The 12,794-nt window shown below is 58.8% G+C and carries 13 protein-coding genes; 6 read left to right on the top strand and 7 right to left on the bottom strand.

All coding sequences use genetic code 11. The features are described 5' to 3' along the window. The first annotated feature begins 194 nt into the window (after window positions 1-194). Window positions 195-1,031, top strand: a complete 837-nt coding sequence (locus tag Q4T40_01175; protein ID MDT8899861.1) for an alpha/beta hydrolase — start codon at window positions 195-197, stop codon at window positions 1,029-1,031. Window positions 1,032-1,091: 60 nt separating this feature from the next. On the opposite strand, the gene Q4T40_01170 is transcribed toward Q4T40_01175, so the two are convergent. The 3 genes from Q4T40_01170 to Q4T40_01160 all read right to left on the bottom strand — a co-directional run bounded on the left by Q4T40_01170 (window position 1,092) and on the right by Q4T40_01160 (window position 2,949). Next, window positions 1,092-2,258, bottom strand: coding sequence for a permease (locus Q4T40_01170; GenBank protein MDT8899860.1), 1,167 nt, complete (start codon window positions 2,256-2,258; stop codon window positions 1,092-1,094). A 122-nt stretch (window positions 2,259-2,380) separates the two neighbouring features. Next, a complete protein-coding gene (locus Q4T40_01165) occupies window positions 2,381-2,611 on the bottom strand; it encodes a thioredoxin family protein (GenBank protein MDT8899859.1) in 231 nt (76 codons plus the stop codon). Then, window positions 2,608-2,949, bottom strand: a complete 342-nt coding sequence (locus tag Q4T40_01160; GenBank protein ID MDT8899858.1) for a metalloregulator ArsR/SmtB family transcription factor — start codon at window positions 2,947-2,949, stop codon at window positions 2,608-2,610. The genes Q4T40_01165 and Q4T40_01160 overlap by 4 nt, the downstream gene beginning before the upstream one ends. A 226-nt stretch (window positions 2,950-3,175) precedes the next feature. Here Q4T40_01160 and Q4T40_01155 point away from each other — a divergent pair, with 226 nt between their 5' ends. From Q4T40_01155 to Q4T40_01135, 5 genes are all read left to right on the top strand, one after another. Beyond that, window positions 3,176-5,014 (top strand): phosphoenolpyruvate hydrolase family protein, encoded by a 1,839-nt coding sequence (locus Q4T40_01155; protein MDT8899857.1) that lies wholly within the window; start codon window positions 3,176-3,178, stop codon window positions 5,012-5,014. 222 nt (window positions 5,015-5,236) lie between these two features. Next, entirely contained in the window at window positions 5,237-6,451 is a 1,215-nt protein-coding gene (locus Q4T40_01150) for a Tm-1-like ATP-binding domain-containing protein (GenBank protein ID MDT8899856.1), read from the top strand. 16 nt (window positions 6,452-6,467) lie between these two features. Beyond that, the gene (locus Q4T40_01145; protein ID MDT8899855.1) at window positions 6,468-7,295 is read left to right on the top strand and encodes a phosphoenolpyruvate hydrolase family protein; all 828 of its coding nucleotides are present in this window, start codon (window positions 6,468-6,470) and stop codon (window positions 7,293-7,295) included. Between the two features lie 40 nt (window positions 7,296-7,335). Beyond that, a complete protein-coding gene (locus Q4T40_01140) occupies window positions 7,336-7,746 on the top strand; it encodes a cupin domain-containing protein (protein ID MDT8899854.1) in 411 nt (136 codons plus the stop codon). Window positions 7,747-7,922: 176 nt separating this feature from the next. After that, the gene (locus Q4T40_01135) at window positions 7,923-8,516 is read left to right on the top strand and encodes a hypothetical protein (protein MDT8899853.1); all 594 of its coding nucleotides are present in this window, start codon (window positions 7,923-7,925) and stop codon (window positions 8,514-8,516) included. 109 nt (window positions 8,517-8,625) lie between these two features. Here the strand turns inward: Q4T40_01135 and Q4T40_01130 are convergent, their stop codons facing one another. The 4 genes from Q4T40_01130 to Q4T40_01115 all read right to left on the bottom strand — a co-directional run bounded on the left by Q4T40_01130 (window position 8,626) and on the right by Q4T40_01115 (window position 12,790). After that, window positions 8,626-9,939, bottom strand: a complete 1,314-nt coding sequence (locus Q4T40_01130; GenBank protein ID MDT8899852.1) for an S-layer homology domain-containing protein — start codon at window positions 9,937-9,939, stop codon at window positions 8,626-8,628. Between the two features lie 69 nt (window positions 9,940-10,008). After that, the gene (locus tag Q4T40_01125; GenBank protein MDT8899851.1) at window positions 10,009-10,737 is read right to left on the bottom strand and encodes a hypothetical protein; all 729 of its coding nucleotides are present in this window, start codon (window positions 10,735-10,737) and stop codon (window positions 10,009-10,011) included. A gap of 8 nt (window positions 10,738-10,745) precedes the next feature. Beyond that, window positions 10,746-12,317: an SLC13 family permease gene (locus Q4T40_01120; protein ID MDT8899850.1), complete on the bottom strand. Its 1,572-nt coding sequence runs from the start codon at window positions 12,315-12,317 to the stop codon at window positions 10,746-10,748. Continuing rightward, on the bottom strand, window positions 12,317-12,790 hold the full coding sequence (locus Q4T40_01115; GenBank protein ID MDT8899849.1) for a CYTH domain-containing protein: 474 nt from the start codon (window positions 12,788-12,790) through the stop codon (window positions 12,317-12,319). The genes Q4T40_01120 and Q4T40_01115 overlap by 1 nt, the downstream gene beginning before the upstream one ends. Window positions 12,791-12,794: the final 4 nt, after the last annotated feature.

The following is a 12,794-nucleotide window of genomic DNA, read 5'->3' as shown; positions in this document are numbered from 1 at the left end:
CGCGCTGCCGCCCCGTTTATAGCTAACACTCCGCCCGGTAACTGTTTTATTCTGCCCGGCATGGGCCAATATCCTGCAAAACCCCGTCCTTGACAACCGCCGCCCGCAGGTCTAGCATTAAACTGACGGCAGACCGCCTTCGTCCTCTTGCTTGAAGGCGGACGCAAACCGAACATGAACGGGAGGCCGAAATCATGGCAAAAACTCATTCTGTTGCCAGCCATCGGGTCGCCGGCGGCGGCGGAGTAAGCCTTTATGTAGAAGAGACGGGTCGCGCCGACGGCCGACCGATCCTTTTCATCCACGGGTTCAACCAGTGTAGGTTGGTATGGGCGAAACAGACCAACTCCTCCCTGGCAGACGAATTCCGCCTCATAACGCTCGACAACCGCGGTCACGGACTTTCCGACAAGCCCCGCGACGCCTATGGCGAATCACGGCTGTGGGCGGAAGATATCGCCGCCGTCATCGACGCCCTGCGGCTCGAGCGCCCTGTCCTTGTCGGCTGGTCCTACGCCGGCCTGATCGTTCTCGATTACCTCCGCCATTACGGCGAGGACGGCATCGCCGGCGTCAACCTCGTCGGCGCCAGAACCTGCATCGGCACGCCCGCAGCCATCGCCGCCACCGGCGAAAAGTACCTCCCCCTTCGTCAGGCGATGTTTTCCGGCGATATCACCGAAGCTGTCGACGGCCTCGCCAGATTCCTCAAGCTCTGCACCTACAACCCCCTCCCGCCGGAGGAATACTACCTGTTCCTCGGCTTCAACGCCGTCGTCCCGCCCTACGTCCGCCAGGGGCTGATGAGCCGTGCCACGGGTAATGACGACCTGTTGCCGACTCTCCAAAAACCTTTCCTCATCACCCATGGCACCGAAGACGCCGTTATTCTCCCCCGCCACGCCGAACACAACGCCGCCTTGCTGCCCAACGCGAAGATTTCCTTCTACCCGGAAGCCGGACACAACACCTTCTGGGAGCACGCGCCCCGTTTCAACCGGGAACTGCAGGCATTCGCCGCCTCTGTATGAAAGGGATACAAAAAAGCTGGGATCGACCCCAGCTTTTTTGTATCCCTTTGCAGCCGTCGCCTAAAACCAAGCGCCGTACATCATTCCCGTCGCCGACGCCATAATCACCACCAGCGTCACATAGACCAGCGTTTTCTCCGTCCCCATAACCTGCCGCAAAACAAGCATGCTCGGCAGGCTGAGCGCCGGACCGGCCAGCAGCAAGGCCAGCGCGGGCCCCTTGCCCATGCCCGAGCCCATCAGGCCCTGCAGGATGGGCACCTCGGTGAGTGTCGCGAAATACATGAAAGCGCCGGCAACGCTGGCGAACAGGTTGGCCTGCAGGCTGTTGCCGCCGACCAGCATCATCACGTAATCGTCCGGTATAATGCCGGCGTCAAGGCCGGGACGTCCCATCAGAAACCCGGCGACCAGCACGCCACCCAGGAGCAATGGCATGATCTGCTTGGTGAAAAACCAGGCGCTGTCGCGCCACTCTCCAAGCTCGCCGCGGTCGAACCAGGCCAGCGAGGTATATGCCACCACAACAAGGCTGACGCCCGCAAGAATCCACTTGACATTGTACACTGCCGCGAAAAAGCCGGCCGGTTCGACAGGTTTGCCCCAGTTGGCAAACACCAGGAAAGCCACCATACCGCCGAAGTACACTATTTCCTGCCACAGCGCCCGCCGCGGTTCCTCGCCCTCCGGCAACACGAACGCTTCCTTCTTGGCGGCCTCTTCCTTCCTATAGAGGAACGCCATAATCAGACCGATCACCACCGAAAATACCACCGCGCCCACCGCCCTGGCCAATCCCATTTCAGACCCCAGCACCCTCGCCGTCAGGATTATCGCCAGTACGTTGATGGCCGGCCCGGAATACAGAAAGGCGGTAGCCGGGCCGATTCCCGCCCCCCGGGAGTATATCCCCGCGAACAACGGCAGTACCGTACACGAGCAAACGGCGAGGATGGTGCCCGACACCGCGGCGACGCCGTAGGCGAGAATCTTATTCGCCTCCGCCCCCAGGTAACGCATCACCGCCTGCTGCCTGATGAAAGTCGAGATCGCGCCGGCGATGAACAGCGCCGGCACCAGACACAACAGGACGTGTTCGCGCGCATAATCGTTGACCATGCGGAACGCTTCGAGAACAGCGCTCTGAAAACGCACATGGTCGGCCGGCAGGAAATAGGCCAACAGAAATACGGCGATTATCGCCATAAGTTTTTGTTTCTCAGACACGGAATCCACGCTCCATTTTTAAATTATTATTATATTATAAATTTATCATATTTATCGTTTTTTGAAAAGCAAGATATCCGGCCGCTCCGGATTGTTCCGTAGCGGCCTGCACTTGCCCCTTATCAGGCGAGAATTTTCTTGATATCTTCCTTCGTCAGCACCTTGCCGGCCGCCTTCACCACTCCGTCCACCGCCAGGGCGGGGGTGCTCATAACTCCGAACTTCATTATCTCCTTGATGTCCTCAACTTTGACGATCTCCGCGGACAGGCCAAGCTCCGCCACTGCCTGCCTAGTGTTCTCGTACAGGGTGGCGCATTTCTGGCACCCCATCCCCAAGACCTCGATTTTCATATGTCTCGTTCTCCTCTCTTCAGCCTGCTCAGGCGTTTATGGCTTTCGCTTATCTGTTCGTCAAGCGTCTTCTCGACCGCACCGAGCACCTCCAGCACCGAGGGATGCAATATCCGGTAGAACACTTTCGTCCCTTCCTTGCGCGAGTCGATAATCCCCTGTTTCTTCAATACGCTCAGGTGCTGAGAAAGATTGGACTGCTCGATATCGATGCCGGCGATCAGCTCGCACACGCAACGCTCTCCCGGCGCCAACAGCCGCAGAATCCTAACGCGGGCAGGGTGGGCTATCGATTTCAGGAACTCCGCCGTGAGCCTCGTCATTATATCTTGCGCCATTATGCACCTTCCTGCGTTTGTAATATTACATATTTATAATATTATAAATTATGGCAGTTGTAAAGGCCTTATTGTAAGTCATTCCCTGGAAATTAATGGTTTTAGGTCAGGCAGGAGTTTCCTGTTTACGGTTTAATATAGGTATTATGACCTTGGCGCAAGATGACGGCTGACCATCGGTTGCTATATGCCGTGGTATCCCGTGATGCAGCGAGGGGGGACGAACATGAAGGCGCGAGAAGATATTCGCAAGTCACTGGCCGAAAACCGCACCGAAAACCAGCCGATAATCGGTGTGGCCGTGGGCTCCGGCCTGTCTGCCAAACAGGCCATCGCGGGCGGGGCCGACTTCCTGCTGGCCCTCAACGCCGGCCGGTTCCGCATGGCGGGCATAAGCTCGCTAGCCGCTCTGCTGCCGTACGCCAACAGCAACGAAATGGTCCTCGATTTCGGCTCCCGTGAAATCATCCCCCGCGCCGGAAACAGCCCGGTCATTTTCGGCGCCTGCGCCACCGATGTCACCGTCGACCAGGATGCGCTGATCGCAAAAATCCGCGCCCGGGGATTCCAGGGCGTGAATAACTTCCCCACGGTCGGTCTGATCGACGGCTCTTTGCGGCAGGCCCTGGAAGAAGGGGGCCTCGGCTTCGAGCGGGAAGTGGAGTTCATCGCCAAAGCGGCCAAAGCCGGCCTGTTTACCGTCGCGTTCGTCTTCGACGAGCACCAGGGGCAAGCGATGGCGGCTGCCGGCGCCGACATAATTTGTGCCCACCTGGGACTTACCGTCGGCGGAAAGACGGGGGCCAAGCACTCCATTTCGCTGGAAAAAGGCATAAAGCTCGCAAACGGCATTTTCGCTACGGTCGATAGCCGGCATCCGGCCCCGATCAAAATGATTTACGGCGGTCCTGTGTCTACGCCTGAGCAGACAGCGTATTTTTACGGTAACACCGGAGCGGTGGGCTACATCGGCGGGTCGAGCTTCGAGCGGATTCCGGCCGAAACCACAATCGAGAAAGTGACCGGTCAGTTTAAGAACTACATGCGCCTCAAGCGGGAGAATGAGTCGCTGCGCCGCAAACTGCTCAAGAAAAAAGTTTTCGACGAGATTGTCGGCCAAAGCAGAATAATGCAGGAGCTGTTCGAAATCGTCAGCAAAGTCGCGGATAAAAACGTCAATGTCCTGGTATGCGGCGAGAGCGGCACTGGCAAGGAACTGGTCGTCAGGGCGATCCACTACAACAGCCCGCGCAACAGCCAACCGTTCATCAAGGTCAACTGCGCCTCGATACCCGATACTCTGCTGGAAAGCGAGCTGTTCGGACATGAGAAGGGTTCTTTCACCGGCGCCACGCGCAAGCGGGTGGGCTTGTTCGAACTGGCCAATCGCGGGACGCTTTTCCTCGACGAAGTGAGCGAAATGAGCCCGGGAACCCAGGCCAAACTGCTCAGGGCGATTCAGCAACAGGAATTCCTCCGTATCGGCGGCAGCGAGCCCATCAAGGTCGACACCCGGATAATCTGCGCCACTAACGCCGACCTGCACGCCGCTGTCGCTCAGGGAAAGTTTCGCGAAGATCTCTTTTACCGCATAAACGTGGTCACCATCCGCACACCGCCGCTCAGACAGCACAAAGAGGACATTCCCCTGCTCGTGAACTACTTCCTGGAAAAGATCCGCGTCAAGTTCAACCGCGACATCAGACGACTGTCGGCGGCCGCCCTCGACGCCCTTATGCAGTACCACTGGCCTGGCAACGTCCGCGAGCTGGAGCACGTGCTGGAGAGCGCGGCCATCCTTTGCGACGGCGACGTTATAGACGACTGCGACCTGCCAATCAGCCCCTCTGGCCGAATCGCCGTCAGCGGCGCAAACGGCGACAACGTCGTAAACTTGCCCAGGACCGCTACCGCCTCATTGGAACGGCAGATCATCCTCGGCACGCTCAACCAACATGCCTGGCACCGTCAGAAAACCGCGCAGTTTCTCGGCATCACCCGTCGCACCCTCCTCAATAAGATGAAAAAGTACGGCATAAGGGAGCGGGATTCGTTCGACGGGTAGCCTATGGGAAATCTCTCTTCACAAACCGCGGCTATGGGAAATCATTTTCCCATAGCCGCGAATACTTGCCATCTCCGTCGCCACCTCCTCGTATAACCTTTTCCGTTTACCGGGGAGGGAAAGAAACTTCCCGCCCCGGCGCCGCTGGCGCCCGAAAACAGGCTTGGCACATTAATTGCTTATTAATCCGGCGAGCGATACTTTAATCAAGGGAGTGGTAATGTGGCCGGAAAAGTGATCCTTGTGGGTACCTTGGACACGAAAGGACAGGAATTCAAGTTCATCAAGGAGCTGATCGAGGGCACCGGCGTCAAAACGGTGGTCGTCGACGCCGGCGTTAAGGGAAAACCGCCCTTCCCGCCCGATATTGCCAACGACCGGGTCGCCGCCGCCGGGGGAACCCCTTTGGACGAACTGCTCCGCAAGGACGACCGGGGGCTGGCGATGGAGGTAATGACCAAAGGCGCGGCCAATATCCTGACCGAGCTGTACAACAAAGGCGAAGTGGCCGGCGTCATCAGCCTCGGCGGCTCGGCCGGCACCACCATCGGCACGGCGGCGATGCGGGCCCTGCCAGTCGGGGTCCCGAAAGTGATGGTGTCCACTATGGCATCCGGCGACACCCGCCCCTATGTCGGCGTCAAGGACATTACGATGATGTACTCGGTTGTCGATATCTCGGGAATAAACAGCCTGTCACGCCGGATACTGGCCAACGCCGCCTTCGCCGTCGCCGGCATGGCCGGGGGCGAATTGCCCGCCGGCGCGCAGGATAAGCCGCTTATCGCCGCGACGATGTTCGGCGTTACGACCCCGTGCGTAACCAAAGCAAAAGAGTATCTCGAAGCGCAAGGATACGAATTGCTCGTTTTCCATGCCACCGGGACGGGCGGGCAGGCAATGGAGGGCCTGGTGGACGGTGGCTTCATGAAAGGCGTCCTCGACATAACCACCACCGAATGGGCGGACGAACTCGCGGGCGGGGTTCTGTCGGCCGGCCCGCATCGCCTTGAGGCGGCCGGGAAAAACGGTCTTCCCCAGGTCGTGTCCGTGGGCGCCCTCGACATGGTCAACTTCGGCCCGCCGGACACCATCCCCGCCAAATACAAGGATCGCTTGTTCTACCAGCACAACCCCACCGTCACGCTGATGCGCACCACCGCCGAAGAATGCCGCAAACTCGGCGAAATCATCGCCGCCAAGCTTAATGCAGCGCAGGGTCCCGTGGCCCTGTTCCTGCCGCTAAAAGGCGTTTCGCTCATCGACACTGCCGGCAAACCGTTTTTCGACCCTGAAGCCGACGCAGCCCTGTTCGACGCCCTGCGGACAAATATAGACCGTGCTAAAGTCGAACTGATCGAGATGGACAACGACATCAACGACGACGAATTTGCGCTGGCGATGGCCGCCAAATTGCAGTCTTATCTGGAAAAATAGTAAAGGGGATGAAACGATGATACTTACAAGAAGCGCGGTGCTAACGAAGATCAGAGAACAGGTCAAAAAAGGCGTTCCCGTCATCGGTGCGGGCGCCGGCACCGGCATATCGGCGAAAAGCGCCGAGGCCGGCGGCGTCGACCTGATCGTGATTTACAATTCCGGCCGCTATCGGATGGCCGGCAGAGGCTCGCTGGCTGGCCTGATGCCATACGGCGACGCTAACGCGATCGTCGTCGAGATGGCCAGCGAAGTGCTGCCGGTCGTCAAGCAGACGCCCGTGCTGGCCGGGGTCTGCGGCACCGACCCCTTCCGCCTGATGGATGTTTTTCTCAAACAGCTCAAGGAAATCGGCTTCCTCGGCGTGCAGAACTTCCCCACCGTCGGCCTGTGCGACGGCATCTTCCGTCAAAACCTCGAGGAAACCGGCATGGGGTACGATCTCGAGGTCGAGATGATCGCCAAGGCCCGCGAACTCGACCTGCTCACCACCCCCTACGTTTTCTCCGACGACGACGCCGTCAAGATGACCAAGGCCGGAGCCGATATCCTCGTTGCTCACATGGGCCTGACCACCAAAGGAACGATCGGCGCGAAAACAGCCCTGACCCTCGACGACTGTGTGCGCAAAATCCAGTCGATGCACGACGCGGCCAAGAAAGTCAACCCAGACGTGCTCGTCATCTGCCACGGCGGACCGATCGCCGAACCGGAAGACGCCGCCTACGTGCTGTCGAGGACGAAAGGAGTCATCGGCTTTTACGGCGCCTCGAGCATGGAGCGGCTGCCGACCGAAAAGGCTATCGCCGCCCAGGTCAAAGCGTTCAAGGACATTCAGTTTTAACACCTGCCCTAACACAAGCATGGAGAAGGAGGGATAGCCCGTGGCCAATGGAAAACGGTTCGTCAGTCCCGCTGAAGTGGAAACCCAGGTATTCGACTGGGGCAGCCTGAAGTGGCTAAGTGAGCCTAAAACCACCGGGGCGGTCAGGTTCAGCACCGGGGTGGTCATCCTCGAACCTGGCAAAGGGCACTCCAACCACAACCATCCCGGCGTCGAAGAAATACTGTACTGTATTTCCGGCGAAGGGGAACAGGTCGTCGCCGGCGAGAAGCGCCCCCTCGTCCCCGGCATGCTGATCCACATCCCGCCCGATGTCTTCCACGAAACCTACAATACAGGCTGGGAGCAGCTTAAACTTCTCGCCGTCTACAGCCCGCCCGGCCCGGAGACTGAGTTCACCCGCCTGCCGGACTGCAAAGTACTGCCTGCGGGGCAGTTACCGGTCAGATAGCCCCCTGATCCACTTGCAAAAAATAACCGCGCCTTCACGGTGCGGTTATTTTTTGCAACTCGTTGGCTCGCCAGGCAAAGCTCCCGGCGGAGACTGCGCTCGTCATCTTATTTTACCAGGCATCACCGCGACCGAAGCGCGAAAAACTAACAACAAAATGAGAGGAGGGGAAACCGTTGGCAAGAACACCAACCCAGCGCAAGCACCGTCGCCAGCAGTTACGCCGCAAGTATAAGCGTTATGCCGCCGCCGTGGCCGGTGCCGCCATCCTGACCGGCGCCGCCCTGCCCGGCATCCCGGCCGCGAAAGCCCTGGCTGCGGAACGGCCGACCAACCTGACTCCCCAGAAGACTGTCCAAACGGCAGCGCTTGCAAAAGATGCCAGTACATCCGCGAACCAGACCGCGGTCGAAAAGATGCTGCGCGAGAAACGGCTTCGCCTCCGCGGCTGGCACGAGCACAGGCACAGTTGGCCAGGATCAGACGAAAACCAGATCCGCTACGAGAACGGACGGGTCTACTACCGCAGCGATAACCACCGCGACCGGGGCGATTACGTCCGCGACCTCGGCAGTCCCGTCGATCTAGTGAAAGACCGCGCCGCCATGTACGGCCTTGACCGCTATCGCGATTCCTTCACCCTTATCTCCCTTTCGGGCGGTGAGGCCGTCGTACAGGTGACAAAGCATGACAACGGCAGAATCTTCAATTTCATCTTGGATAGTGATTACGACGGCAACTGGCAAATCGTCGATATCCGGGCCCGTTAGCAGTCCATTACGAAAACCCACGCCACGCGTGGGTTTTCGTAATTCTTGGGCTCAGAGAGGAGAGTAAAGCAACAGAGCCGGCATCATCCCCGGCTCTGTCGCCATCAGCCTAGAATTTCCATTTAGTCGTCAGCTTCCAAAACTTATAGTTCTCTGACGGCGTGGTCTTGTCCTTAATATCGCCGTATTCCAGCTTCAAGCTCAACGATTTGCTGAGTGCCAGCTTGTACGCGAAGTCCAGGTTGGTGAACCGGTCCCCGGTCACGTCTTCATCCGGGCAGTCCATGGACGAATAAGCATAATACAGCGAGTTTTTCTTAAAGTCGGAATGCGTTACGGTTAAGCTTTGCTTGCCGGCGCGATCCAGCTTCCGGTGGCCGAAAACGGCTTTGACCGAACTGAACGCGCCTTCGTCGACCGCCTTGGTATTCTTGCCGTATTCAAAACCGACCAGGAACTTATCGTTGAAAGCCCAGTCCGCCTGGTATACATCGTATGCCATCAGCGTGACGTTCGGGTTGTTTTTCTTCGACTTCTCGAACTCTACCCAGTTGACGTTAAGATTCAGTTTGCCCAACTCCGTACCGAGCGAGAGCGTCTGAACGTCAACATTCTGGAACTCCGACTTCGCGAAACCGTTGAAGGCCCACACCGTTCCTGAGTCCAGGCCTCTGGCAAACCGTCCGCGGCTATAGCTGAAGTCGAAATCCTTCAGCTTGGTCCCGAACGATATCCCGTCGAAGCTGAAGAAATCGCTGTCCACGATGATATCCTCAGGATCGGTCACCAGCGGCTGGCGGCCGACCTTCACCTTGAACGCTCCAACCTTAGTCGTCCCGTACATATTATCGAATATCCGGCCGTTGGTGGCGAACTCGCCGTACTTGTGATGGCTGGAGTCCTTGAACATCGTCGCGCTCGGAGCCGGATCGGCGATCCGCACCGTCACGGTGGTATCCTTGTCCACCTGGCCGACGATGTTCAGCTTGAACTTCTCCTGCCCGTAGCTTTGCTTTTTGCCGACGGAATCTTCCTTGCTCTTATACTGCTGCGACAGTTCACCGGAGAACTTGACCTTCTTCTGATCCTTCTCCACCTTGTCGATGCGGGCGTTGATCCTGTTCATATCCAGGGCGAACTCCACCGCCAGCTTGTCGATCAGTGCCCGGAGGGCGATGTTGGCTTTGGCCTGATTGGCCATCGCCTTGGCGACGATCTGCGCCATTTCGTAACGAGTCATCGTCTTGTCGCCCTTGAAGGTCTTATCAGGGTATCCGTCCACGATACCTTCCTTGGCCAGCATCGACACCGCTTCATACGCCCAGTGCGACCTGGGGAGATCGTTGAAGTTCTCCGCCGGAGCCGCGAATGCGGTGGTCGCCATCAGGCAGACGCCGATGACCAAGGCCACTATTGTTCTCATGATCTTCCTCCTCTATTTTGTATTTATCCTGGGTTCACTCCCTGACCCCGAAAGCGGTACGCGGCGATTTTACGCTCCCGTCCGCGGCGGGGACGGCGGTCTGACGATATCGCGAAACACGACCATGTACATCACCGCGATTACCCCGAGGACAATAATCACCACCGGCGACTTCCTGTCTTTTACGGCGATCACCTGCGCCCCGGCCGCATCGCCGAACGAGAGCTTTTTGGCGGCGACAGTCAGTCCTTGCCGGTCGTCCTCCTTGATATATGCGATCTGGGCGCCGGCGCCGCCTTTTCCCTTCGGCGTCTTTTCCGCAACCGAATGGACCACCATCCCGGGCGGGAGCAACACCTTAAGTCCGTAGTCGGCAATCGGCAGGTGCCCGCCGTTGAGAAACCGCAGCGCTAGCCGCGTATCGCCGGGCGGCTGGTTCTTGGCTTTTGCAGGCGCCTTCTGCGCGGGCACATCGTAAGTAGCTTGCAGCGCGAACGCCGCGGCCGCTCCCTGCCCGACGGTCAGGCGCAGGCACGGGGACGCCCCCCCTAATACCGGCTTGACCTCCACGCCGCTCGGGACGCCGCGCCATTCCACTTCCCGCACGCCTTTCCAGGTCGTCAGCGGCACTTCCCACGTTCCCGGCGTCAGGCCGGCGAACTCCACGCGGACGGAGACTTTCCCCGCCCCATCGGCCTCCATGCGAAAAGTCTCCTGGTAGGATTTGATGCTGGGGGCCGCACCCATCAGCAGAAGTCCGGCGGTCATGACGCACAGTACGCTCAACAGTCTTTTCATGCGGCACCTCACAACGTCGCCGAGAAACTCGGCGTGATGCCCATCCAGTGGAACCAGGTCATACCGCCCAGCAGCAGGAGCGCGTAACCGATTGTGCAGGCGGCCAGGCCAAATTTCAGATTGTCCAAGACCGAATACTGCCCGGTGGCGAATAGCACTACGTTGGGCTTGCCGCTGATCGGCAAGCCGACTACCCAGTCGATCGCAAACGCCGCCGGCAGCGCAAGGCTGACCGGGTTCCAGCCGGTCTGGCGGGCGATGGTTATGATAAGCGGGATCATGATCGTCGCCCTGACCGTCTTGGAGGTCAGCAGCAGGTGGGAGTAAACCATGATAGCCATGATGATCGCATACATCACACCGAATGGTACGCCCTTCATGTTCATATTGCCGAACACCTGACGCACGGCCCATTCCGCCGCCCCGGTGTTGTCGAGCGCCAGACCGCCGGCGTAGGCCCCCGCGCTGAACAGGAACAGATGCCAGGGTATTTCCGCCTCGTCCCATCTAAGCACGCCCCAACGCGGCAGCAGGCACACAACCACGCCCAGCATCGCCGCGATAGGGGCGGGTATGTCTACCCCAAACCACGCCTGGTGCCAGCTGTCGGTAGCCCACAGGAAGATCACCAGGAAGAAGATCGCCATCGCCTTCTTCTCCTGGATGTTAAGCGGGCCCATCTCGGCCTTCTCCGCCTTGATAACCTCCATACCGCCGGCGATATGGGGAGCCTGCTCCTCCTTCTTCACCGGGAAGATGAATTTCGTCCCCAGGGTCCATACCAGCAGGATGGTGGCGATCGTGATCGGCGCCGCCGCCATTAGCCACTGGTTATAGTACACCCGGTGGTCGGCCATCTTCTGGATGAACCCCACAGCCATCATATCGGCCGGACTGCCGGTCATCGTTGTTGACGACAGGATGCTGATGCTGGCAAGATTCAGCAGGAAGATATTGCGCCCGAAATTATTGGGACTCTCGGCCGTCGACCCGTAAATAGCCGCCACCACAACCATGAGCGGCAGCGTCAGCACGCAGCGGGCCGTAGTCGACGGAATGAACGGCGCCAGCGCAAGCTGGATGATAACGAAGGCGAACAGCGCCCACTTCGCCGTCTTGCCGAAGTGAAGAATGAGATTGAGCGACAGCCGTTTGGCCAGGCGGGTCTTCACAAGAATCGATGCGAGGATGAACGACATGATGTTCAGCCAGATGACGTCCATTCCCAGCACGTCCAGCACCGGCTTGATCTCCCACGCCCTTGTTATAACCAGCAGAATCATCAGCACGAATGAGGTAACGTAAGTCGGTATAGGCTCGGTAATCCACCATACCAGCGCCATCAGGAAGCAAGCGGCGGATGCCTGTGCCGAGGCCGACAGTCCGGCAGCCGCGGGCATGTGATACAACACCCCGAAGACGATGATCCCCAGCGGGAACCCCAGATACTTCATCCAGCGTTCGGTCCCCGACCGGGCCACCCGCGACGCCGAGGACAGCGTCAGCTTCTCCATATTCAGCAGTTTTTGGATCTCGGCCAGCGAGGTGCTGGCGTCTGCAGCCGCCGGATTATTGGCCATTACTTATTCCCCCATTTGCTGTACGGGTTGGCTATCAGGTTGGAGTTGAAATAGCGGGGATCGGACGACACCTCCTCGCCGACCCAGGTGGGAAGCACCAGTTTCTCTTTTTCATCGGTGAGTTCCACCTCCGCCACGGTCAGCCCGTCGTTGGCGCCGAAGAAGACGTCGATCTCCCACGTATGGCCCATATAGACCTCTTTGTGGCGAATCTTCTCGATCAGCGGCTGCTCACACAGATTGGTCAACAGCAGATCGGCGTCCTGCACGGGTATCTCGTACTCGAACTCCGAGCGCGAGATGCCGGTCGTGAGCCCCTTGATCGTCAGAAAAGCCTTTGTCCCCTTCGTGCGGACCCGCACGACCCGTTCCTTGACCGAGGACAGATACCCCTGGCGGATGGTCGTCCCTCCCGCCGAAGGCGTCCAGGCTCCCGGCTTAACCAGATACTTGCGTTCGATTTCCTTGGCCACAACA

Source organism: Selenomonadales bacterium 4137-cl (assembly GCA_032334055.1).
Taxonomy (GTDB): domain Bacteria; phylum Bacillota; class Negativicutes; order Sporomusales; family UBA7701; genus Anaeroselena; species Anaeroselena agilis.
The sequence above is the reverse complement of the archived record's forward strand: the minus strand, read 5'-3'. Positions and strand labels throughout refer to the sequence as shown.